Below are 24,970 nucleotides of genomic sequence, written 5' to 3'. Positions count from 1 at the left end.
TTCATTATATTTATTTCCGAAAATTTAAGAACAAAAAATAGCTTTGTTAACATCACTTTCAATAAAAAATTACGCTTTAATAGATACGCTTCATGTTGATTTTAACGAAGGCTTGTCTATAATTACAGGAGAAACTGGTGCAGGAAAATCCATTCTTCTTGGTGGGTTATCATTGATTTTAGGGAAACGTGCCGATTTAAACAGCCTAAAGGATACGACTCAAAAATGTATTATAGAAGCTGTTTTTAATATTTCTGATTATAAATTAAAATCACTTTTTAAAACCGAAGATTTCGATTATGAATCGCAAACTATTATTCGTAGAGAGATTTTGCCTTCCGGGAAATCAAGGGCATTTGTAAATGATTCACCTGTTAACTTAAGTAGTTTACAAGTGTTGGGAGCGCGTTTAATCGACATTCATTCACAGCATCAAACATTGGAGCTAACTAGTAATGAATTTCAATTTCAAGTCATTGATGCATTAGCAAAACATGAAGATGTTTTACAACATTATAAGGACACATTAAAAACCTACAAAACGCTTCAAAAAGAACTGAAAGAACTTTTAACTTTTCAAGCCGAAGCCATTAAAGAACATGATTATAATTCATTTTTATTAAATGAATTAGTAGAAGCTAATTTAGTTGATGGGGAATTAGAAACCCTGGAAGAAGAATACGAAACCCTCAATAACATTGAAGCGATAAAAGAAAAATTAGATGAAGCTCACCACTTGTTAAGCGATGAAGAAGTAGGCGCTTTATCTACATTGACCGCATTAAAAAATGCATTTCAAAAACTGTCCGGATTTTCGTCTAAGTATGAAGATTTATTTAATAGAATTAATAGCAGTTTAATAGAAATGGATGATATCTTTAGTGATGTTAGTACGTTGCAAGATAATTTAGAAATAGATCCAGATAGATTACAAACGGTTGATTCGAAATTAAAAATGCTACATAATTTGATGCAAAAACATGTGGCTAGTAATATTTCAGAATTAATTAGAATAAAAAATGAGCTTGAAGAGAAAGTATCGGTAACAGAAAACTTAGAAGATACCATTCATAAAAAACAGTTGGAAATAGATTCCAAAACCTCAGAATTAAACACAATTTCTAAAACAATCAATAAAAAGAGAACAGAAGTAATTCCAAAGTTAAAAGAACAATTAGAAAGTATCTTAGCAGGTTTAGGAATGCCAAACGCTCAGTTTAAAATAGAAATGAACCATAGTGATACTTTTTTCGCAAATGGGAAAGATGAATTATCATTTTTATTTTCGGCAAATAAAGGAGGCCATTTTAACGAGCTTAAAAAAGCAGCCTCAGGAGGTGAGTTGTCAAGAATTATGTTGGCTATAAAATCAGTTTTATCAAAATATATTAAGCTACCAACTATTATGTTTGATGAAATTGATACAGGAGTCTCTGGAGAAATATCAAATAAAATGGGAGATATCATGTTGCAGATGAGTAAAACGATGCAAGTATTTTCTATTACGCATTTACCGCAAGTTGCTGCGAAAGGACATTCGCACTTCAAAGTTTATAAAGAAGATGTAAATAATGTAACTCAGACAAATCTTATAAAACTAAAACATGACGAGCGAATTGTAGAAATTGCTCAAATGTTAGGAGGCATGGAAATGTCTTCATCCGCAATCGCACATGCTAAAGAATTGCTGAATTGAAAAAAGTTTGAAGTTTAAAAAATTTAAAGTTTAAAGTTTAGTACTTTTGGGCTTTTAAAATTAATTAAGACAATAATTACCCAATTTTCCCCTTGGGGAAATGTCCGGAGGACAAAGGGGCATAAACTAAAAAGTATGTACAATTTATTAAAAGGAAAAAAGGGAATCATTTTTGGAGCATTAGATGCTAATTCAATTGCTTGGAAAACAGCAGAACGTGTGCATGAAGAAGGAGGGACATTTGTGTTAACAAATGCACCAGTTGCCATGCGTATGGGGGAAATAAATAAATTAGCTGAAAAGACAGGTTCTCAGATTATCCCGGCAGATGCGACTTCTGAAGAGGATTTACAAAATTTAGTTGAAAAATCAACAGAGATACTAGGCGGTAAAATAGATTTTGTACTGCATTCAATAGGTATGTCTATTAATGTTAGAAAAGGAAAACATTATACAGATCAAAATTATGCATGGACCCAAAAAGGAACAGACGTTTCTGCGATGTCTTTTCATAAAGTCATGCAAACATTATACAAAGCAGATGCCATGAATGAATGGGGAAGTATTGTTGCCTTAAGTTATATGGCTGCGCAACGTGTTTTTCCAGACTATAATGATATGGCAGACAACAAGGCTTATTTAGAAAGTATAGCTCGTAGTTTTGGATATTTCTTCGGACGTGACAAAAAAGTGCGTGTAAACACAATTTCTCAATCCCCTACGCCAACAACTGCAGGAAGTGGTGTTAAAGGTTTTGATGGATTTATAGCTTATGCCGATAAAATGTCACCACTAGGTAATGCAACAGCATTAGACTGTGCTAATTATACGGTTTCTTTATTCAGTGATTTAACCAAACGGGTTACGCTTCAAAACCTATTCCATGATGGAGGTTTTAGTAATATGGGAATTAGTGATGCCGTTATGGATACTTTTATGAAGGAAGACTAAAATATTTTAAATATTGAAAACGAGCCACCCTTAAAACGGTGGCTTTTTTGTTACATTTGTTTTATGCAATTACAGTTTTCTTTTATCATTCCTGTTTACAATCGTCCAGACGAAATAGAGGAGCTTTTACAGAGTTTTGAAGGTTTACAAGGCCACATGCCTTTTGAGATAGTTATAGTTGAAGACGGTTCTACAATAGCGTCTAAAGAGGTCGTTAATGCTTATAAGGACAAGTTAGAAATATCTTATTTTTTTAAAGAAAATTCTGGACCAGGAGATTCCAGGAATTTTGGAATGCAAAATGCAAAAGGGAACTATTTTATTATTTTAGATTCCGATTGTATTTTACCAAAAAACTATTTAGTGGAAGTTGTGAAAAGCTTGGAAAAAAACTATGTAGATTGTTTTGGTGGACCAGATGCAGCACATAGCTCATTTACTAACCTTCAAAAGGCTATTAACTTTTCAATGACTTCGTTTATTACAACCGGAGGTATAAGAGGAAATAAAAAAAGTGTGGATACGTTTCAGCCAAGAAGTTTCAATATGGGGCTTTCAAAAGAAGCTTTCATAGCATCAAAAGGCTTTGGAAGAATACATCCAGGAGAAGATCCTGATTTGTCTATTAGACTTTGGAATTTAGGTTTTAAAACCAAACTAATTCCAGAAGCTTTTGTATACCATAAACGTCGTATTTCATGGAGTAAGTTTTATACTCAAGTGCATAAATTTGGTTTGGTACGTCCTATTTTAAACACATGGCATCCATCTACGAAAAAAATGACTTATTGGTTTCCTACAATCTTTTGTATAGGATTTCTAATGTCAGTACTACTCATTTTTTTTAATTTTAAATGGGCCTTAATAGGTTATATGTTGTATTTTGTAGTAGCAGTAGTATTAGCTTTAATAACAACAAGAAGTATAAGCGTTTCTATACTTTCTTTAGTGGCTATAATTATTCAGTTTTTTGGTTATGGCTATGGGTTTTTAAAGTCAACAGTTGTAGTTTCAGTACTTAATAAAAAACCAGAGATTTATTTCCCTAAGTTATTTTTTAAACAGAAATGATAAAAAAGTTAAAGTCAGACATACTCGCTTCAATAAAGAATAAAAGAATAAATGTGTTTATTTTATTTTTATTGTTTGCCTTTATCATTTTAATATTTACCAAACTATCAAAAGAATATACTAATACTATTGCTTTTGATATTGAAAAGGTTAATGTCCCTGAAGAGAATGTGATTTTAAATGACTCCGTTGTATTGAATATTACTTTAAAAACACATGGTTTTAAGTGGCTTCAGTATTATGTTTCTAAGCCAAAGGTTACGATAGATTTTATTAATGATGTTGATAAAAAAGATGGCGTCTTTTTGTGGAATAAATCCAAAGCCTATTTAGACAATACTCAGTTTGATGAGCAGGTAGAATTACTTAATATTTTTCCGAAAAAATTATCTTTTAGATATGGTGTTAATATGGTCAAAAAAGTACCGGTAAAGATAAATGCAACCGTTAATTTCTACCCAGGGTATGATGTAGCAGAAAAGTTAATTTCAGAACCCGATTCTATAGAAATTATAGGTCCCAATATATTAGTGTCTAAAATTCACCATTTAGAAACCGAAGACGTTATTTTTAATGATGTAAAGTCAAATTTATCAGAAACCACGAATTTAAAACTGCCTGAAAACACCTCTGATTTAAAATTTTCTGCTAATAGTATTACCATAAGGGGAGATGTAGAGAAGTTTACAGAAGGGACATTAAAGATACCGGTAAGCATTATTAATGCCCCTAAGGGTATGAAACTAAAATACTTTCCAAAAGAAGTAAACGTTTCATATTATATAAGTTTGAGTCATTTTAATTCGGTCACAAATAAAGACTTTAAGGCTGTTTGTGATTATACAAAAGCAGTTGGTAATCAATCTTTTTTAGTTCCGGAATTAGTGAAATCTCCAAAAACAGCTAAAAACATTAAAATGAATCAACAGCGAATAGAATTTATAATTATAAAATGATTATTGTAGGACTTACAGGAGGAATTGGTAGTGGAAAAACAACAGTGGCTCAACAGTTCAAGAAGTTAGGAGTACCAGTTTATATAGCTGATGTGGAAGCTAAAAACCTGATGCATAAATCTAAAATTATTAAAAGAAAGCTTATTCAATTATTTGGAGATAAGGCTTATATTGATGATGAATTAAATAAACATTTTATTGCCAATATAATCTTTAATGATAAAACCTATTTGCAAAAAATGAATGCCATAGTTCATCCTAGGGTCGCCAGGCATTTTGAAAAATGGTCGTTAAAGCAAGATGCCCCTTATGTTATAAAAGAAGTAGCCATTTTATTTGAAAACGGCGGACATAAAGCATGCGATTACATTATTACAGTTACAGCTCCTAAAGAATTACGGATAAAGCGCCTTTTAATGCGTGATAATACAACCAAAGATAAGATTAAGTCCATTATGAAAAATCAATGGACAGATGCAGAAAAAATTAAATATTCGCAGTACGTTATTGATAACGTAGACCTTGAAATGACTAAAAACCAAGTTGTTGATATACACGAGGACATTCTTAAAAGAATTGAGGAAATCTGAAATTTTAACATTTTTGTTAATGTAAGGTTAAAAGGAGCGTGTTGTAAATGTTAAAATGTTAATTTTGAATGGTGAGCAAAAGAATATTCATCCTATTAATAATACTAATGAGTTTATCACTTATAGGTATTATTTCTATTCAAGCTTATTATATAAACGATTCTGTAGAAAACGAAAAAGAAAGATTCAAGTTTACAGTAAAAGGGGCCCTAAGTTATGTCTCTAATACGATTGAAGATAATGAATCGGAAAAATATTTCTCAAAATATTTAAGCTTAGATAAAGAGAAGAAAGTAGATGAAGAAGCTGTTTCTCAGTTGTTAATTTATCAAAAAAATAACAGCACTAAAGAAATGCTCATTTATAGTAGTAATATTTTTGAAGAAAATTATAAGTTATCTTCATCGCTCCTTGACATTGGTTTAGATATAGATAGTATAGGGCTTAAGAATATAATAAGTAATTCAAAAGCTGAGGTTTATAGTAATTTTGATTTGTCTGAAAAAGATATTTCGCAAAGTCCTATTTCAAAAATTATTAGAAGCGGGAGTATGGATGATGCTCAAAGATTAAGTTTTGAAAAGAGCTTTAAAGAAATTTCCAAGTTAACACCAGTTCATAAACGGGTTACCGAAAAAGAGATTCGAAAGTTGTTATCTGATAAGCTTAGAAAAAATGATGTTGATATAGACTTTGAATTTGCCATTTACGATAATGATTTAGCTACAAAAGTGCGGAGTGATGGTTTTGAAAATGATAAAGAGTCGACTTATAGCGTCCCTATTTTTTATGATGAAAATAATCAAAGCCTGTATAAGCTTTTGGTTAATTTTCCCGATGATAACAAGTTTATTTTATCATCAATTTTAGGAATGATATTACTGTCGATAGTTTTTACATCTATTATAATAATAGCATATTCTAGTGCTTTGTATCAACTCTTAAAACAGCGAAAAATATCTGAAATTAAGACAGATTTTATTAATAACATGACGCATGAGTTTAAAACGCCTATAGCAACTATAAATTTAGCTTTAGACGCTATTAAAAACCCGAAAGTTATAGACGATAAAGATAGAGTTATACGATATCTTTCTATGATAAAGGAAGAAAATAAGCGGATGCATGCTCAAGTTGAAAATGTATTAAGAATATCTAAGTTAGAGAAAAACGAACTTAATATTAGTAAGGATAGAGTGAATTTACATGATATAGTTGAAGACGCTATTACACATGTAGAACTTTTAGTTGAAGATAGGCAAGGCTATATTAAAACATTTTTCGAAGCAGAAAAATCGTCTGTTTTGGCTAATGAAACTCACTTTACCAATGTTATTGTTAACATTCTGGATAATGCGATAAAGTATTCGCCAGATGCACCAAAAATTGAAGTATATACTGAAAATGTAGGTACCAATATTTTACTAAAAGTAAAAGATCACGGTAGTGGTATGAGTAAAGCCGCTGCTAAAAAAGTATTTGAAAAATTTTATAGAGAACATACAGGAAATATTCATAATGTAAAAGGTCACGGTTTAGGTTTAGCATATGTTAAGCGTATTGTAGAAGATCATCAAGGTTATGTATCTGTAGAAAGTGAAAAAGAAAAAGGAAGCACATTTACTATAAAGCTTCCACTAATATCGTAAATTATGGAAGATCAAAAAAAGAGAATTTTATTAGTAGAAGACGACCCTAATTTTGGAACCGTTCTTAAGGATTATTTAATGATGAATGACTATGAGGTAACTCATGCCAAAAATGGTATGGAAGGTTTCGAGAAATTCAAAAAAGATGATTTCGATTTATGTATTCTAGATGTTATGATGCCTTATAAAGATGGCTTTACATTAGCTAAAGAAATAAGAGAGAAAAATACAGATGTTCCAATTATTTTCCTAACAGCTAAAACAATGAAAGAAGATGTGTTAAGAGGCTATAAAGTTGGAGCTGATGATTACTTAAATAAGCCTTTTGATAGTGAAGTACTTTTAATGAAAATTAAAGCTATAATACAACGTAAGGCAACCGAGACTATTTCTGATAGTAAACAATTTGAATTTAAAATAGGAAGTTTTGATCTGAATTCTAAATTACGTTTCTTACGCTTTAATGGCGGTGAACCTGTAAAATTATCACCTAAAGAGAATGAATTATTACGTTTATTAGCATTACATGAAAATGATTTAATGCCACGTGAATTGGCGCTTACTAAAATATGGCGTGATGATAATTATTTTACGTCTCGTAGTATGGATGTTTATATAGCAAAGTTGCGTAAGTATTTAAAACTTGATGAAAAAGTTGAAATACTAAACATACACGGAGAAGGCTTTAGGTTAGTAATAAACACTTAGTAAAATACTCCTGATTATGATATTAAATCCAGCTTTATGCTGGATTTTTTTAGTCTATCTTAAAGCTATCTAAAGCAAAGGCATTTTGGTATAATGCTTCTGTTTGACTAATGGATTCATTCTCAGAAGAATCATAATCAATTAATATTTTCCAAAGATTATTCTCCTTCCTTAAGATAACATGAAATTTACCGTAATATATTTTTTGATTTTCTGTCTTTGGGTTTATAGTAAACTTATAGACACCTCGTTCTGAGGCCATATCATCTTTACAAATACGTTCTAAAAATCTAAAAGAAATAGATTGGCTTAAAACAGGATTACTCCAACGACTCTTATAGCCTTTTAAATAGGCTTCTTTATTTCTAATGGATGTGTAATCCCCACCATTAACTCGAATTAAGTCTTTGCTATGCAAACTTTCGAATAATTCATAATCTAAGGTTTCGAAAGATTTGGAGAAATTACTCCAAATTTGAGAATTGATTTCTTTTAAATCATTAATGTTTTGAGAAACTACCTCATTACTAAATAGTAGTAACAGGCTAATAATACAGGCTGATAATCGGTTCATTTTAGTCTTTTTGAGAGCTAAAAGGTACGAAAAATATTATGTATTAGCTATAAGCCAATTTTTAAACTCATAAAAGTTCTGGGGAGCAACACCATGCCCCACAGGAAATTCGGAATATTGATGCTTTATATTGAGACTCTTTAAAAACGGTGCGGTTTGTCGTGCCCAGTCAACAGGAATAACTTGATCTACACTTCCATGAGAACAATAAAAATTTAAATGCGAGTAATCTTTAGTGTCATCTTGAGGTATTATATCTTTATAAACATAACCACTCAAAGCTATAATATTTTTAACTTTTTCAGGATATGTTAAAGCGACTGCATAGCTTAAAATGCTCCCCTGGCTGAATCCTAAAAGTGAGACCTGCTCTTTGTTTACAGGATATGTTTCAATAACTTCATCAATAAATCTTGCAATTAAATCACGAGATTCTTCAGCTTGTTCACTATCATTCCATTTGCCTTTATCTGCATCAAAGTTAATAGCATACCATGCATTTCCATAAGGCTGCATCGGGTACGGAGCTTTTACTGAAATAATAAAAAGTTCTTCGGGTAATTCGCTAGCAAACGAAAATAAATCGTTTTCATCACTACCATAACCATGCATCATGATTAATAATGGCGCATTTTCGGTTAGTGAAGATTCACGTATTATGTGATGTAATGAGAGTGTATTGTTAATCATTTATTTACCAAGGTTTGCAAATACTTTTTGATATAAATTTCCAACTAATGGTACTTTCTGTGCTTTTCCTGAAATAGCATTAGAAAGTCCGTATACATAGAGAACACTAAAAAAAATATAAACAGAGGCTCTTAACATGAAAATATCAAATTTAGATACTATAGATAAATTTATAATAATCAGGGTAAGCCATAAGCCTAAAGATTGTCTAATATGAAAACTAGCAAAAGGACTTTTCTTGTCTTTTTCATTATTTAAATAATAAGCAATTATAACCCCAAAAATTGTGATATAACTTATTATGGCGTTTTTACGGCCTCTTTCAACATCTTGCTCTGTCATTATTATTTATTGATTTAATGAAATTTTATTATTAGAGATAACACCATAAACTTTACCTTTTAAGGTTTCATTTTCAAAAATGGCGTTTTTAGATTTAGACATGATATCATTTTTAGAAAAGGTATATTTCGCGTCTGGATTAAAAAGGGTTATACTTGCCTTGTTTCCAATCTCTATAGGAGTTTGTTCTAAAGAAAATCGATTTTTACCTTTTGTTAGAAGATCTATAGTTTTCTTAGTCGTAAAAATGGTTTGCAAAGCTCCAAAAGCACTTTCCAGTCCTATGGCCCCATATTCAGCATGATCAAATTCTATCTTTTTTTGCTCAATATCAATAGGCGTATGATCACTTGTTACCATGTCTATGGTACCATCTTTAACGCCTTGTATTAAGGCATCCACATCTTCTTGGGTACGTAGTGGGGGTAACACCTTGAAATGTGTATTAAAATCTGTTAATGCAGCATCAGTAAAGTATAAATTATGTATGGCAACACTAGAGGTCACGTCTAGTTTTTTCTTCTTGGCTTCCCTAATAAGAGCAACAGAAGTTGCAGTAGAGATGGTGGGGATGTGTAATTTTCCGCCTGTATATTCCAATAAAAATAAATCGCGGGCTATTTGTAATTCTTCAGCTAAAGCTGGGTTTCCTTTTAACCCAAGTTTTGTACTTGTTATGTTTTCGTTCATAACACCATGTCCGGAAATTTTGCTTTCCTGAGGAAACGAACATACTAAGCCATCAAAATTACTTGCGTATTGCAAAGCAATTTTCATAAGATTAGGGTTAGAAATAGGCTTTTTGTAATCATAAAAAGCTACTGCTCCTGCAGAATTCATGTCGTAAAGTTCTGCTAAATCTTGTCCCTTGCTACCTACTGTGAGCGACCCAATAGGTAATAGTGTAACAGCATTATTTTGTGATTTTGCATTAACAAAAGTGATATCAGAATTAGAATCTAAAACTGGATTTGTATTGGCATTTAGGGCTACAGCTGTAAAACCGCTAGAGGCAGCCGTTTTAAGTCCATTTTTTATGGTTTCACGCTCTTCAAAACCAGGTTCTCCAAAACATACGCTGCTATCAAACCAACCTTGCGAAATATGCAGATTATCTAATGTAACTTCCTGATAATTGTTTTTGTTTTTAATGCTGTTTGCAACCTTCGAAATCACACCATCTTCAATTAATACATCTTGAGTTGTGTTATGAAACTCGCTTTTAGGATCTATTATAGTAGCCGATTTTATAAGTATGTTCATTTAAAGTATTTTAAGATGCCCATTTCAATAATCAATAATGCTAGTGCAAAAATAACAAACCATTTCCACAAGGCATTAACTTTTGTTTCACTTTTTAGAATGTTAAAGATATCGGTAATTGAATCACTAACCGTTATGTTTTTTGAGGAAGAAAGCGTTCTGTAAGTTAAATTACTTTCATCTCTGTTATAATTGTAACTTATATTTTTAATGCTTTCGTTTTTATTTTTTATGGTATAAATATTAGCTATCGATGGATTTTTAGAAGTATTTATAACCACTTTATTATTAAAATATTGCTGTCTTGGAATGATACTAATACCATTATTAACTAAAGATAGAATATCATCTTGTTGTAATTGTGTGTCGACATCAAAAGTGTTTTCTTGCCCAATAGTATAATACAGTTTAGGTGTTTTTAGGCTCTGTTTTCCGATATTATAAAGCGTTGGAACAATTAATGGTGAATTAATAAAATTTGAATTTTCGCTGTTTAAAGAGGCAGTGAAAACGAATGCATTATTGTTTTGGTATAGAAATGATTTACCATCTTCAAATTGCAAAACAGAAGCATTGTTTGACGACATACTATAAAAGCTTTTTACTTTTGGATATTGAAAATTACTGACTCGTTTTTCAAACACCCCATTGTTATATAACGGATGTGCGTAATTAATGGTTGTTATCCGTTTTTCGTTTGAAAGTAAGTTGCTAAAACTTGAACCGTGATTGATTAATAATTGGTTATAAGATGGTTTGTTTATGTTTTTTGAAGGAATTATAATTAACGATCCGCCTTGTTTAGTGAATTGCTTCAATGTGGCTATTAAAGCATTAGGAATAACATCTAATTCGTTTAAAATTATTAGATGCTGTTGGTCTATAATATTATAATTTAATTGGTTTTCTAAAGTCGCTACATAATTAAATTCGTCATTGGTATAAATGCGTTTTAAGAAAGAATCGTTTATACCATTTATAGAAAGTACATTAGCTTTTGATCCGTTGTTGATATTAAAGTATAGACTATTATCAAACTGCAAATTAACATCATTAATAGATATTTTTCCATTAATCACTTCGTTTACAGGAAGTGAAAATGTGGTTTCAGCATACGTTTCAATAGCAACTGAAGTTTTAGCAATTAAGTTATTATTACTGAATAAAGAAACAGGTAAGTTTTCAATAGTACTTCCGCTATTTTGTATAATGACCTTTAACTCTATGGAAGATGCTGTTTCTTTAGAGATGTAAACACTGTCAATAGTAATGTTATTAGTATTTATAGGTTGTAGTTTTACTAAATGAAGGTTTGTAAGCGAGTCTGTTTTTGGGGTGAAATTAGATGCATCTTGTTGAAAATCAGAAATGAAAACTAAATGCCTTAAAGTGTTTTTTTGTTTACTAAATATCGTGTTGCTTTTTAATAATGCAGCTTCAGCTGTTAGTTTGTTAGATGAATAGCCTAATTGTAGTAAATCATTTTTAATGGCTTTTATTGTGGTGTTCTTATACGTGTTATCGTTGGTCATTAACGATATATTCTCATTTTCAGTCACATTACTAATAATATCTTGAACGGCACGTTTTAAAAGTTCCCCTTGACTTCCTTTTGCTTGTAAACTAAAGGAATTATCTAAATATATAACGGTTTCTTTTTTAGTTTTAAATGTATCGGACTTTGATGTAAAAGGTTGTGCAAATGCCAGAACTATGGCTGCAAGGAGTAATAGCCTAGTACATAGGACTAACCATTTTTTTATTTGAGAACTTTTGCGAGTTTGTAGTGTGGCTTCTTTTAAAAATGCCACATTGGTGAAAGCAACTTTTTGAAATTTTCGTAATTGAAAAAGATGAACAATTATTGGAATAAGCAGTAAAAATAAAGCGTAAAGAAGTTCTGGGTGTTTAAACTGCATTCATTTTTATGATTTCTCAAAACTACATATTTTTTTTCATTTTTTAATGATTGAATAAGAATGAATATTTTAATAAGCTTCTTAACATTAACAAAAGAAAACATAATCATAAATATTCTTCATACGTAGCGTATCCATATAGTTTTTAATCTCTATTTGTGCGTCTTTATTAGCAACAGTAATGATACTTTGCGGGTTCTTGATGTCTTTTAAAGCATTGAAAGGCTTTAGTATAATACCGTAAATATCTTTTCCTATTTTTTTGGGGTTGTCACAAATCCACTCAAAAGAGATATTTTTTTTAATAAGCGTTTTAGCGACTATTTTTCCCTTGTTACCAGCCCCCCAAACAACAAGCGATTTATCGGGATTGTAATCTAATTCTAAAAAGTAATGTAGTTTTATGTCAATAAAATGATTTTCTGCATAATGAACATGGGTTCTAGATGTTCTGGAACTATAATCTCTCCAGTCATGTATAATAGTGTCACAAGGGATACATTTATAATTGTGTTTATAAAACCGAAATGCTAAATCGTAATCTTCTGGATATCTATCTGGGTTAAAAGCATCACATGCTATTAAATCGTTTCTATGAATCATCCAACAAGGGGAAGGAATGACGCATTCTTTATAAATTTCGGAATAATTATGGCCTGTTTTAGTTAAGTTATTCAACCATACTTCATAATTTTTGTAACCTTCTTTAATGCCTGCTTCCGAAAAATAATTAACCAATCCGGTGGCCACATGTTGCTTTCCGTAGTTTAATAAATTAGTTACTAATACGTTTAATTTGCAAGCATGCATAATATCGTCACTATCCATTCGGGTAATAAATGTTCCCTTACTGTGCTTAAAAGCTAATTTTAGTGCATCAATAATACCAGCGCCTTTATTTTTTAAAAGAATTATTCTGTCCTCTTTTTTTGCAAATTTTTCAGCAATATTAAAACTAGAATCAGAGGAAGAATCATCAACAATAAGTAGTTCCCAATTCGTATAAGTTTGATTCAATATAGAAACCAAACAGGCTTCAATATAGGTTTCTGTATTTTTGAAAGGGATGAGTATACTAACTAAGGGGTTTTGCATTAGGCGAATATAATTTATCTTTTTAACATAACCTTAAGAATAGAGACCGTAACATAGTGGTATTTTGTGCGTCAATAAGAAAACTAAAATTAATTAAATGAATACTAAGACATTTGCTGCATTATTTGCAGGCATTTTACTAGCCAGTTGTAGTTCTACAAAGAATACAAAAAATGATTTAGCAACAAGTTTGCCAATAGCAACATCAATAAATCTAGCGGATATCGATAACGATAAAGCTCCAGTAACTATTAATCCTGGACGTTTTACAGTAGAAACCGTAACATACCGTTTGCCAAAAGTAATACAAGGTACCTATTCGGTAAGCGATTTTGGGAAGTATGTTGATGATTTTAAAGCTATTGATTATGATGGGAATGAGATACCAGTAAATAAAGTAGATACTAATACTTGGTCTATTAGTAACGCCAAGAAATTAGATAAAATCACTTATTTTGTTAATGATACTTATGATATAGAAGTTAAAGGAGGGATAGGGAAAGATACTCCTTTTTCGCCCTCGGGAACAAATATAGAGCCTGATAATTACGTGTTGAATTTACACGGTTTTATAGGGTATTTTGATTCTTTAAAAAACAATCAATATAAATTAGATGTTACAGCTTCTGCAGATTTTGTACGTACTTCTGCATTACAAACTGTAGGTACTAAAACCAGCGAGGACGGGAAAAACATAACAACTAGTTATTTTGCCTCTAGATATTTTGAAATTACAGATAACCCGATGATGTATGGTAATTTAGATGTTGAAGAATTTCAAGTTGGGGATATTAAAATTGTATTAAGTGTATATTCTCCTAATAAAGTGCATTCTGCTAAATCTTTAAAGGAGACTATTTTTAAAATGATGCAAGCTCAAAAAACGTATCTAGGAGATGTTAATACGACGCCACGTTATGATATTTATTTGTATCTATCTGAAGGTAAAGAGGAATCCCCAAAAGGCTTTGGAGCTTTAGAACACCATACGTCTACAGTGGTCGTGATGCCAGAATCTATGCCAAAAGAAGCTTTGGAAGAAAGTATGATAGATGTGGTATCTCACGAGTTTTTTCATATAGTAACGCCTTTGAGTGTACATTCTGAAGATGTGCATTATTTTGATTATAACAATCCAACTTTCTCAAAACACTTATGGATGTATGAAGGGGTAACAGAATATTTTGCAACGTTATTTCAGGTAAACCAAGGACTTGTTGAGGAGGCTGAGTTTTATAATAAAATTATGGGTAAAATTCAACAATCTAAAGCCTTGGATGATACTATGAGTTTTACCATAATGAGCGAGAATATTTTAAAAGATCCTTATAAAGATCAATATTTAAATGTGTATCAAAAGGGCGCATTAATTGGTATGTGTATTGATATATTGATGCGGGAAGAAAGCAATGGGAATAGAGGGATTTTATCTTTAATGAAAGAGCTATCGAATAAATATGGAAAAAACAAACCATTTGAAGACGATAAGCTAATAGACGAAATTGTAGCCATGACTTACCCGTCATTACGAGAGTTTTTCAATACGCATGTTATTGGGGATACACCAATAAACTATAATGCTTTTTTAGAAAAAGCAGGTTTAGAATTTGGAGAAGCTAAAATAAAAGCTAATTACATATTAATGAATGGCGCACCTATAGTAAGTGGAGACCCAGAAAACGGTACCATATTTTTTACAGATATGGTATTAAAAAATAGTTTTTGGGTAGAACAAGGCGTACAAGCCAATGATGTTATTAAATCTGTTGATGGTGAGGCTTTAACATTTCAAAACGCTAACAAGATATTACAAAATGTTTTTATGTGGAAACCAGGAAAAGACATTGAAGTAAAATTAGAAAGAGGAGGTGAAGAAGTTGTCATAAAAACAACAACAACACAATCGTATACTAATGGTAAGGCCATTATAGAAAAAGCCGATGCTACTGATGCTCAAAAGGCATTGAGAAAGGCTTGGTTACGAGGCTAATTACTAGAGCTTGACGCAACATTTTTTGTATAGGTTGATTTTTTCAATAGTTTAAAATGGGGTTGAATGCTCGAAAAGGAGTATTTATAAATATCAGATTGTTATAAGTAATAATAGTAAATACTTATGTCGGATTTGCGTTAAATAGGATTTTAGAATTACGATTTAGGATTAACGATTGGTGAAGATAATTTATCAATCGTTTTTTTATGATGTTTTTAGAGCATTGTGGCACATGTGTATTGCAAAAAGAAACAACAGGGATATCTATCTTACGGTTAAATTTAAAAGACTAGATTGAAAGAATTATTATAGTAATAAAAAACTGCTAAACAAATATTATGTTTAGCAGTTAGTGACTAACTCAATGGATTTTTATTCTACAGTTACTTTTTTTGTAATACTACCATTTGTTGTATTGATTTTAGCTAAATATAAGCCTGAAGATAGATAAGATACATCTATAGTTGTGGTGTTAGATGTTTTTACTTCTTTGCCCAATACATTGTATAAAACAATAGATTCTAATTCTACATCATTTCTTAACGATACATTTAATTGGTTAAAAACCGGATTAGGATAAACCACAATTTCTGAAGTTGTAATTGCTTCATTCTCTAAACTTAAGGTCCCTGCACTAATGTCATAAACTCTAACATTACCGGAATTAGCTCCATTACCGCCATTAAGATAACCACCAATAGCAACTTTATCATTCCCAGACATCGAAACACTCCATCCAAAATTATCTAAAGGAGAAACACTTTCGATATCATCTCCAACCTTTACCCAGTTGCCAGATTGATTTTTGTAAATTCTAACTAGAGAACCTCGGGGCAAACTTAAATTAGATGCGTCTCCAGGAATACCAATGGCTACGGTATCTCCATTAGGTGATAAAGATAACCCAGTTCCATTTCCTAAAGTTCCGAAAACGAGGTCTGACTCAATATCGGCACCTACTTGTTCCCACATATTAGTTCCGCTATTGAAATTATAAATGCGAGCAAGACCAGGAAGATTAGTTATATCTGCGAAAGGTACACCAACACCTACAACGTTTCCATCATCAGATAAGGCTAAACCACCAGAACCTAATTGATCTCTTTCGTTCAAGCCATTTATATCTTGACCAACCTGTAACCATTCATCAAAAAAGAAATCGTATTCAAATACTCTAATTTTACCCGTTAAATTACCATTATCTGCATTAGCTAAAGAGGCTACAGCTATTTTTTCTCCATTGGCTGAAAGAGAATGATTGGAAGTTCTATCTCCAGCTGCGGTTCCTACTAAGGTTTGTCCCCTTTTCACCCAATTGCCACCTACATTTTCATAAACTTTTACATGCCCGGCTTCATTGCCAGCATCACTGTTAAATAAAGCTCCTGCTGATACATAATTACCGTTATGTGATAAACTAACATGATTACCAAAAGCATCGCCATCTCCTGTACCTGTAATATCGCTACCAATTTGTGTCCAAGTTCCGGCAATATTCTCAAAAATGCGAAGTCGTCCTACTGCTTCACCAGTGGGTACCTTATAGTCGGGACTACCAATAGCGACTATCGTACCATCTGCAGAGATAGAAACTGCAAAACCACTACTTTCTAAATCTACATCGCCATCTATATCTTGTCCAACTTGCGTCCATACACCGGCTACGTCTTCATAAACTCTAACACTACCAGCAGCCCCAGCAGAATTTGTATTATTAAATGCACCTATGGCAACAAACTGCCCATTATCGGACATACTTACAGCAAAACCAGATAAATCATTTGCAGCTTCTCCAAAAATATCTGAGCCTATTTGATTTTGAGAGATTAATGTTAAGGGGGAGGAAATTAAAATTAAAGCAAGCACCAATTGGGCTATTAAATTTTTCTTTTGATTTTGTAAAATTGTTTTCATAAGTATCGAATTATTATTTTTTTGACAAAACTAATTCGAAGTCGTTCAAGTTCCTATAAAATGAACCTTGACAAAACTGTAATTACTATCTGTTTTACATTGATACTTTCTGTACTTTTCTTTGAATTACAGGATATTAACAAAAAAACAAGTCAGATTTCTAAAATTCTAGACTAAAGATTTTATACTTTTGAAAAACGGGCCCATGTTAAATTTCTTTGATGAAATCACTTAACTTTTGTTTTTTGTCCACCCTCATTTTTGATCTTATTCTAGATCGATAGGTATCTATACTATAAATGGAAAGGTTTAGTTGAGAAGCAATTTGTTTAGAAGATAAGTTGAGTCGTAAAAACTGTACAATTTCTTGTTCTTTAACAGATAAATGAGGAAAACGCTGATTTAAATTATCTAAAAATTTATTGTTGTTTTCCTGTATTTTAGAGTATAATTCAATTTTTGATTTATTATACTTTATGTCTTCATTAATATTTAAGGAGATTTCAGAAAGCGATTTTTTAAGATTTGGTTCTTTCTTGCCTAAATCAGAGATTTTCTTTTTTATCTTTTCTAAAAGTTTATTTTTTTCTTTTATGTGAATTGAAAAATTTGTGATTTGTCTATTCTTAAAATCCAAACTTTGTTGAAGTTTATCATTTTCAATTTTTTGAATTTTCTTTTCCGAAAGATGCAATTTATTTCTCTTAATAAAAATACTTATAGATAGTATAATCAATAAGATCAGGCATATTAATAAAATGGTATTATAAATAGTTCTTGTCCTATTTTTTTCTGATAAATAGTTTAATTCCCTTTCCTTTTTTTCTAAATCAAACTCCGTTTTTTCTACATTAAACATGGTTTTTAGAAATTCAGAGTTATTAAATTCTTCTATTTTTCGAATACTGTCTTCATTAGCAATATAATCATGTAAAAGTTCATTAGACTTTACATGTTTTCCTATTTTTTTATAGAACTCAGCAAGTGTAAATAGGGTGGCACCCTTGTGGCTAATTCTTTGAAATTCATTAATGGAACTCATGGATTGTTCCAAGATCTCTATGGCTTTAAAAATGTCACCTTTGGACTCAAAGATGTTTGCTCTTTGAAAATTAGCTGCTATTATAAATGGGGTGTTATTCTTTGCAATTGCCAAGGCTTTAGAATTGTAACTTAAGGCTTTGCTGTATTCTTTTTTATCAAGAAAAATGGCGCTATTGCAAAAATTCACATAGTACAACTCTTCAGGTGTTTTCAAGTTGTCAGGTAAGTTTTTAAGTAAAGAATCTGCTTTTTCGTATTGACCAAATTCAATATAAGTGCTTAACATATTTACTTTAGCAATTGTTATAATTCTATTCTGTTTGTCATCAGAGTAAAGTTTTTCAATTTCTTTTAAGTAATCTATAGACTTTTCTATGTCTCCTTGCATTAAGTATACTTCCGAAAAAATATTATACACTACTGCTAAAGATTTCTTTTTTCCTGTTTTTTGGGCATAATTTAGTGCCTTGTTAAGGCGTTTCTGAGATTCCGTAAAACGAGATCGTAAAGTGTAAAGCGAAGATAAGTGTGTTAAATTATAGATTTTAGAAGGTGTTATACTGTCTGTTTTTTCATAAGTAAGTTCAGCTAGAGAATAATATTCTAGAGCCTTTTTTTCATCGTTTGAGTCATAGTAATTTGTGCCCATTTTGTTATAGCAATAGCCCAGATCTAAAATGCCGCCATCTTTTTTTATCAACTCTATCGCCTTTAACAAAAGATTGTTTGATTCTTCAAAATCATTTTTTTTACTATAATTGGCAGCTTTCTCTATTAAAAGCTTAATAGATTCATTATTGGAAACAATTTCACTTTCTTTTAAAGAAAGTTTTTGCGAAGAAAATCTACCGCTCATTGAAGAAAAAACGTCTTTATCCGACTTTTTAAATATATTAGGCTTACCAACTAAGTTGCCAGACATTGTATTGTTTCCAATACCAACAAAAATAGATATGGTTAAAATGTATGTTAATTTGAAAAAAATCATTTTTTTTTAAGAGAATAAATGTGCTGAAATCAATAGCTAAGCAAATACATTGACAACTAAAATACGATTAATCTTGTAATAGTATATTGCTTTGGTAGTAAAATACTATGAGTCTAAATTTTAAAACCCTTCAAAAACGCCTAATCCGAATAAAGCGAAATCATATTTAACAGGATCATTTGCATCTAATTTTCTTAAAGCAGTATCTAATTCAAATAAGGCTTTAGCATCATTTTGTTTACGATGTAATAAGCCTAACTTTCTCGCCACATTACCTGAGTGTACGTCTAAAGGGCAAGATAATTGAGAAGGCGAGAGGGTCTTCCAAATACCAAAATCAACCCCTGTGTTATCATTTCTAACCATCCAACGTAAAAACATGTTAATACGTTTAGCAGCAGAGTTTTTTAAAGGATCACTGATATGCTTTTGAGTCCTTTGTAAATGCTCAATTTCAAAGAATGTTGATTTGAATTTTGAAATAGATGTTTGTAGTGGCTCCGTTTTTACATGTTTTGAAAAAACAGATTCCAATCCGTCATGGTTTTTATAAATATGTTTGAGTGATTTTATAAATTGGATGCAGTCGTTACCATTAAAGGTTCTATGAACAAAAGGCATTAGTTTATCTAAATCAGTTTCTGAATGATTTAAAACAAAATCATAGGGAGAATTGTCTAACAATTCCATCAATCGTTTTGCGTTATTGATGATACTTTTTCTATTTCCCCAAGCAATGGTTGCGGTTAAAAATCCTGAAATCTCTATATCTTCTTTTTTGCTGTATTGATGCGGAATTTGGATAGGATCGCTTTCAATAAACTTTGGATTGTTATATTGAATGACTTTAGCATCTAGAAAGTCTTTAAGGTCTTCTTTATTCAAAATTATTTTTTTTCAAAAGTAAGTATTCTTGTCGAGTACTAATTTGTTTAATTTTTCAATATTGTACGCAACCATATAGAAATAAAACCATCTAGTTAATAAACTTATAATAATGAATAATTTTAGAATTAGTGTTGTAGCAGTCTTCTTAGTTTGTTTAACAGGGTGTAGTAGCAGTGAGCAAAAACTTAATAATCCAACTGACGATAATGCTATCTTCGGTAAATGGAAGTTAGTTGAACAATATATGAGTGTGGGTGGACCTCAATTTAAAGTTGATGTAGAAAATGGGGCAGAGTATTCTTTTTTGAACAACGGTATTTTTGTATCTGATCATTTACTTGATTGTACAGAAGGTAAATTTGAATTTGAGTCTGATACATTGAATTTAATGTATAATTGCGATAAATTTAAAAAATACGAAAAAGGTATTTCTTATAGGGCGAGTTTAGAATCAGATGTATTGACTTTAACCCCAATAACAATAATATGTATGGATGGTTGTAGTTATATTTTCAAAAAAATAACTAATTAATTAAGAAGAAAATAAAAACATTGTTAGTCTTAAACTAATATTCTCCCATCTACCATCGTTAATTTTCTATCGGCCAGATCAGCTAATTCTTTATTATGCGTAACAATGACGAAGGTTTGCCCGAATTCATCACGTAATTTAAAAAATAGACTATGTAGCATTTCGGCAGACTCACTATCTAAATTACCAGAAGGCTCATCTGCAAAAATTAAATCGGGATTATTTATTAATGCTCTAGCAACAGCAACACGTTGTTGTTCACCACCAGATAATTCATTTGGTTTATGATCGTATCGATGAGATAGACCTAAAAAATCTAAAAGCTCCATGGCTTGTTTTTCTGCCTCAGCTTTTTTAGTGCCTTTAATGAAGGCAGGTAAGCATACATTTTCTAAAGCTGTAAATTCTGGAAGTAATTGATGAAATTGAAATATAAAACCAATATGTTCATTTCTAAACTTAGCTAGTTTTTTGTCATTAAGATCACTAATATTGGTATTATTTATGTTTAGTTCAAACTTACCATTAGCAGAAGCTGAGTCCAAAGTACCTAAAATTTGTAATAAGGTCGTTTTTCCAGCTCCAGATGCACCAACAATAGAAACAACTTCACTTTTCTTTATGTTAATATCTACACCCTTTAGTACGTGTAAATCATTATAGTATTTATGAATATTTTTTGCCTGAATCATTTTGAATAATTGGAACGCTGAAAATACTACTTTATAGATTTATTAGCAACGATTTGGCCATTACTTTTATTTTAAAAAGCATTTTTTAGATTATTGTGAACCATAAAATAGATAAAATGAAGAGAAAACGTATGATCAATAGGCTAATTAAATAAGGTGTTAAGGCTTTTAAAGTAGGTGTTTTTTTGAAGTGGTTCTTCTATTAAATAATTGATTTCGATAAAGTGCTATAATTTAGATTCTGGGAGCAAATTGCTGTGAATATTGGAGATATCAACTCCAGATACTGAAGTTAATATTTAATATTTGGTTCAAAATCAATACTGTCTAAATTATAACTAGAATCTGTCGTTAAAATTTTAATTTTATTAATTAAAGTTGAAATTTGCTTAACTTTAAACATTATGTTTTTAAATTCAAAAAGATACTAAACCGCTATGCCATATAAGAAATTTGAAGAGTACAACATGCAAGTGACAGATGATGTTAAGAATAGATATAAAAATATCATTAAAGATTTAGGAGAGGATACTAAGCGCGATGGACTATTAAAGACTCCAGAACGCGCAGCAAAAGCCATGCAGTTTTTAACACAAGGATACCATCAAGATCCTGTCGAGATACTTAAAAGTGCTATGTTTAAGGAGTCTTATAATGAAATGGTTATTGTAAAAGATATTGAGCTGTATTCCCTTTGTGAACACCATATTTTACCTTTTTTTGGAAAAGTTCATATAGCCTATATCCCTAATGGACAAATTGTCGGTTTGAGTAAGTTGCCTAGAGTGGTGGATGTTTTTGCAAGACGTTTACAGGTACAAGAACGTTTAACAGAGCAAATTTTAGATTGTATAAACCATACTTTAAAACCACAAGGAGTTGCTGTGGTTATTGAAGCATCTCATATGTGTATGATGATGCGTGGCGTGCAAAAACAAAACTCTATTACAACAACTTCGGGTTTTAGGGGACAATTTGAGAAAATTGAAACTAGGAATGAGTTTTTAAAATTGATAGGGAAGTAGTTTATAATTAAAGGTTTTGGTATGCTTCTTGCGTATCTTGTTGTATTAATATTACTTAATGAAAAAATACAAAAAATTAGTTCTTAGCATTGTTTTAGATGTTATTGGGTACATTTCTTTCGTAATCCCTGGAATTGGTGAGTTTTCGGATATTATTTGGGCGCCTTTGTCGGGTTATATTATGACTAGATTGTATAAAGGGAACGCTGGTAAAATTGCTGGTGTTATAGCATTTACAGAAGAAGCATTGCCAGGTTTAGATGTCGTACCAACATTTACGCTTATGTGGTTATATACCTATGTTTTTAAAAAGAAAGAGGAAATTATAGAGGTTTAAAAAGCGGTATTTGTATCTTTAATATGGTTCCTTTTTCAGGTTTGGATATAATTTGAAGTTCACCTTTAAGTTTTAATATCCTAGATTCTATATTTACTAACCCAATGCCATCATTTTTTTGAGTTGAATCAAAGCCCATACCGTCATCTATAATCTCAACACGCAAGTTATTAGAGTTTATTGAGAAATTAATGGTGATGTTAGTTGCCTTGGCATGCTTAATCGTATTTTGAATAGCCTCTTGAATAATTCTGTATAGATTGATTTTTATATAATCATTGATATCTTCCCAAAAGATGACGTTATTTTGGTTTATACTATAAACAAAAGCGTTGAGTTTACTTTGATTATGAATGTATTCTTCCAGAATGGTGATGAAATTTTTATCGGCGTCTAATAATGTATTTTTTAATTCATGTGAAAGGTCTCTTATTTCTCTTTCAATAGATTGAATCTCATTAATATAGAAACTATAATTTTTTTTGTTTGGACTGCCTTCATCCATAGACAAAAACTCTAATCCTAATCGGGAACCTGAAAGCTTATTTAAAATACCATCATGTAACTCTTCAGAAATGCGATGCCGTTCCAAAAGGCGTCCTTCTTCAACTTTTGCTTGTTGTCTTAGCATAAGGCTATATATTTCATCATTGGCCTTTTGTTGTTCACTCTCAAAGCGCAACATTTTGTTTTTGGTAATTTGGATTCTTATAATAAAAATAAGTATAAAGATTAAAATGATGATAAGTCCAATAACAACAATTAAAATGTTTTGTGTTCCTAAACGTTTTGTTTCATCAATATAATTATCTGTTTCGTATTGGATTCTGGCGAATTTGTTTCTGGAGGTTCGTTCTACATTAAGAAGGCTATCATTAAGTTTTATATGTTCGTATAGATACTGTTTTCCCACTTCTCCTTCCTCTAATTTAGAAAGTGTTAACAAAGCTCTTGAAACCTCGTAATATTCTTTAATGTTTTTACCAATTTTATAAGATCGTTTAGAAAGCATAAAAGCCGAATCTTTTTTATTAGTAGCATAGTAAAACTCAGCCATATCATTACCGCCAGAAGCTATTTCGTATAAAGCATTTAAACTGTCACAAATTTTATAAGCTTTATTAAATAAAGAATTAATGTGTTTTGTGTTACTATTTTTGGATAAAAATAAATTATAAGCTTTATTATTTAGAATAGCCACATATGATAAAGGATCTTTTTTTAATAGGTTTTTGTCTTCAAGTAATTCTTTATATATAAATAAAGCCTTCTTATAATTTTTTTTTTCTTTATATGCTTCTGCTAAATTGATTTTGATATTTAAATAGTTTTCGAATTTATTTACGTAAATACCAAGTTCATGTTCATCAGATATTTTATTATTAATTGATAAAGCTTTTTGATGATATTCAATAGCTTTATCATAGAGTTTTAGATATTTTGCATTTAAAGCAATTCTATTATATAAGTAAGATATTTTATCAAGGTTTTTATTGTTCTTTGGAAGTAAATTTATCTTATTTATTGCTTCAATTAAATTAGCATTACTATTAACATAATTGTGTTCATTAAATTGTAACTCAGAAATATTATTTAGTATATCAATTTCAGTGTTTACATTTTTTAATTTTCTAGTAATTTTGAGGGCTTTATTGTAATAATAATAAGCACTATCGTTTTGTATTTCTATTATATGATGATAGTAGCCTAGTAGTGAGTAAGTATCTAATATTGAATAAGAGGAATCATTTAATTTATATGCTAGTTTTAAATTTTTATCTAATAATTTTTTTGATCGCTCCAAATTGTTCTTAAGCATATATAAATATGCGAGGTTTGTATTTGATTTGAGAATAATAGAATCTATCTTAGTTTTATATGATAATTCACTTGCAAATTTTGCATACTTAAATTTGGCGTCTAGATTTGATTTTTCGTTCTCAGACAACCTTCGTAACCTTTGAATGCTATCTAACATCACATCAAAACTATTGTTTTGCGCATTTGTGTTAAAAAGACCCAAAAGGCATATTATGTAGAGGCAATATCTATT

The 24,970-nt window shown here is 30.7% G+C and carries 22 protein-coding genes; 11 read left to right on the top strand and 11 right to left on the bottom strand.

From position 1 onward, the window contains the following. Positions 1 to 43: 43 nt before the first annotated feature. The 7 genes from recN (at position 44) to Q4Q34_RS19470 (ending at position 7,621) form a co-directional block, all read left to right on the top strand. Positions 44 to 1,696: a DNA repair protein RecN gene (recN, locus tag Q4Q34_RS19500; protein ID WP_303318985.1), complete on the top strand. Its 1,653-nt coding sequence runs from the start codon at positions 44 to 46 to the stop codon at positions 1,694 to 1,696. A 135-nt stretch (positions 1,697 to 1,831) separates the two neighbouring features. Next, positions 1,832 to 2,647: an enoyl-ACP reductase FabI gene (locus Q4Q34_RS19495; RefSeq protein ID WP_303318986.1), complete on the top strand. Its 816-nt coding sequence runs from the start codon at positions 1,832 to 1,834 to the stop codon at positions 2,645 to 2,647. 63 nt (positions 2,648 to 2,710) lie between these two features. Then, on the top strand, positions 2,711 to 3,718 hold the full coding sequence (locus tag Q4Q34_RS19490) for a glycosyltransferase (protein ID WP_303318987.1): 1,008 nt from the start codon (positions 2,711 to 2,713) through the stop codon (positions 3,716 to 3,718). Then, positions 3,715 to 4,674, top strand: a complete 960-nt coding sequence (locus tag Q4Q34_RS19485; RefSeq protein ID WP_303318988.1) for a YbbR-like domain-containing protein — start codon at positions 3,715 to 3,717, stop codon at positions 4,672 to 4,674. The genes Q4Q34_RS19490 and Q4Q34_RS19485 overlap by 4 nt, the downstream gene beginning before the upstream one ends. Further along, positions 4,671 to 5,264 (top strand): dephospho-CoA kinase, encoded by a 594-nt coding sequence (gene coaE / locus Q4Q34_RS19480; RefSeq protein WP_303318989.1) that lies wholly within the window; start codon positions 4,671 to 4,673, stop codon positions 5,262 to 5,264. The genes Q4Q34_RS19485 and coaE overlap by 4 nt, the downstream gene beginning before the upstream one ends. 107 nt (positions 5,265 to 5,371) lie before the next feature. Beyond that, positions 5,372 to 6,913, top strand: coding sequence for a sensor histidine kinase (locus Q4Q34_RS19475; RefSeq protein ID WP_303318990.1), 1,542 nt, complete (start codon positions 5,372 to 5,374; stop codon positions 6,911 to 6,913). A gap of 3 nt (positions 6,914 to 6,916) precedes the next feature. Then, positions 6,917 to 7,621 (top strand): response regulator transcription factor, encoded by a 705-nt coding sequence (locus tag Q4Q34_RS19470; protein WP_303318991.1) that lies wholly within the window; start codon positions 6,917 to 6,919, stop codon positions 7,619 to 7,621. A gap of 49 nt (positions 7,622 to 7,670) precedes the next feature. Here the strand turns inward: Q4Q34_RS19470 and Q4Q34_RS19465 are convergent, their stop codons facing one another. The 6 genes from Q4Q34_RS19465 to Q4Q34_RS19440 form a co-directional block, all read right to left on the bottom strand. After that, positions 7,671 to 8,195, bottom strand: coding sequence for a YybH family protein (locus Q4Q34_RS19465; RefSeq protein ID WP_303318992.1), 525 nt, complete (start codon positions 8,193 to 8,195; stop codon positions 7,671 to 7,673). 36 nt (positions 8,196 to 8,231) lie between these two features. Next, complete coding sequence (locus tag Q4Q34_RS19460) at positions 8,232 to 8,885, bottom strand: alpha/beta hydrolase (protein WP_303318993.1); 654 nt, start codon at positions 8,883 to 8,885, stop codon at positions 8,232 to 8,234. Then, the gene (locus Q4Q34_RS19455; protein WP_303318994.1) at positions 8,886 to 9,227 is read right to left on the bottom strand and encodes a hypothetical protein; all 342 of its coding nucleotides are present in this window, start codon (positions 9,225 to 9,227) and stop codon (positions 8,886 to 8,888) included. Positions 9,228 to 9,233: 6 nt separating this feature from the next. Further along, positions 9,234 to 10,490, bottom strand: coding sequence for a dihydroorotase (locus Q4Q34_RS19450; protein ID WP_303318995.1), 1,257 nt, complete (start codon positions 10,488 to 10,490; stop codon positions 9,234 to 9,236). After that, positions 10,487 to 12,409 (bottom strand): BatA domain-containing protein, encoded by a 1,923-nt coding sequence (locus Q4Q34_RS19445; RefSeq protein ID WP_303318996.1) that lies wholly within the window; start codon positions 12,407 to 12,409, stop codon positions 10,487 to 10,489. The genes Q4Q34_RS19450 and Q4Q34_RS19445 overlap by 4 nt, the downstream gene beginning before the upstream one ends. An 87-nt stretch (positions 12,410 to 12,496) precedes the next feature. Next, a complete protein-coding gene (locus Q4Q34_RS19440) occupies positions 12,497 to 13,504 on the bottom strand; it encodes a glycosyltransferase (RefSeq protein ID WP_303318997.1) in 1,008 nt (335 codons plus the stop codon). Positions 13,505 to 13,601: 97 nt separating this feature from the next. Here Q4Q34_RS19440 and Q4Q34_RS19435 point away from each other — a divergent pair, with 97 nt between their 5' ends. Beyond that, entirely contained in the window at positions 13,602 to 15,494 is a 1,893-nt protein-coding gene (locus tag Q4Q34_RS19435; protein ID WP_303318998.1) for a M61 family metallopeptidase, read from the top strand. Positions 15,495 to 15,869: 375 nt separating this feature from the next. On the opposite strand, the gene Q4Q34_RS19430 is transcribed toward Q4Q34_RS19435, so the two are convergent. The 3 genes from Q4Q34_RS19430 to Q4Q34_RS19420 form a co-directional block, all read right to left on the bottom strand. Next, the gene (locus Q4Q34_RS19430; protein WP_303318999.1) at positions 15,870 to 17,411 is read right to left on the bottom strand and encodes a T9SS type A sorting domain-containing protein; all 1,542 of its coding nucleotides are present in this window, start codon (positions 17,409 to 17,411) and stop codon (positions 15,870 to 15,872) included. A gap of 208 nt (positions 17,412 to 17,619) precedes the next feature. Continuing rightward, positions 17,620 to 19,443 carry a tetratricopeptide repeat protein gene (locus Q4Q34_RS19425; protein WP_303319000.1) on the bottom strand — a complete coding sequence of 608 codons (1,824 nt, stop codon included), beginning with the start codon at positions 19,441 to 19,443 and terminating at the stop codon, positions 17,620 to 17,622. A 120-nt stretch (positions 19,444 to 19,563) separates the two neighbouring features. Beyond that, positions 19,564 to 20,328: a TIGR02757 family protein gene (locus Q4Q34_RS19420; protein WP_303319001.1), complete on the bottom strand. Its 765-nt coding sequence runs from the start codon at positions 20,326 to 20,328 to the stop codon at positions 19,564 to 19,566. A gap of 112 nt (positions 20,329 to 20,440) precedes the next feature. Here Q4Q34_RS19420 and Q4Q34_RS19415 point away from each other — a divergent pair, with 112 nt between their 5' ends. Then, positions 20,441 to 20,863, top strand: coding sequence for a hypothetical protein (locus Q4Q34_RS19415; protein WP_303319002.1), 423 nt, complete (start codon positions 20,441 to 20,443; stop codon positions 20,861 to 20,863). Positions 20,864 to 20,892: 29 nt separating this feature from the next. Here Q4Q34_RS19415 and Q4Q34_RS19410 read toward each other — a convergent pair whose 3' ends face one another. After that, positions 20,893 to 21,555 (bottom strand): ABC transporter ATP-binding protein, encoded by a 663-nt coding sequence (locus Q4Q34_RS19410; protein ID WP_303319003.1) that lies wholly within the window; start codon positions 21,553 to 21,555, stop codon positions 20,893 to 20,895. Between the two features lie 437 nt (positions 21,556 to 21,992). Here Q4Q34_RS19410 and folE point away from each other — a divergent pair, with 437 nt between their 5' ends. Further along, positions 21,993 to 22,580 (top strand): GTP cyclohydrolase I FolE, encoded by a 588-nt coding sequence (folE, locus tag Q4Q34_RS19405; protein WP_303319004.1) that lies wholly within the window; start codon positions 21,993 to 21,995, stop codon positions 22,578 to 22,580. Positions 22,581 to 22,638: 58 nt separating this feature from the next. After that, positions 22,639 to 22,917 (top strand): hypothetical protein, encoded by a 279-nt coding sequence (locus tag Q4Q34_RS19400; protein ID WP_303319005.1) that lies wholly within the window; start codon positions 22,639 to 22,641, stop codon positions 22,915 to 22,917. Here Q4Q34_RS19400 and Q4Q34_RS19395 read toward each other — a convergent pair. Then, positions 22,904 to 24,940, bottom strand: coding sequence for an ATP-binding protein (locus Q4Q34_RS19395; RefSeq protein WP_303319006.1), 2,037 nt, complete (start codon positions 24,938 to 24,940; stop codon positions 22,904 to 22,906). The two genes, Q4Q34_RS19400 and Q4Q34_RS19395, sit on opposite strands and share 14 nt — an antisense overlap. Positions 24,941 to 24,970: the final 30 nt, after the last annotated feature.

This window comes from Flavivirga abyssicola, assembly GCF_030540775.2.
GTDB classification, from domain to species: Bacteria; Bacteroidota; Bacteroidia; order Flavobacteriales; family Flavobacteriaceae; genus Flavivirga; species Flavivirga abyssicola.
Note: the sequence above shows the minus strand (reverse complement) of the source record. Positions and strands in the feature narration are given on the sequence as shown.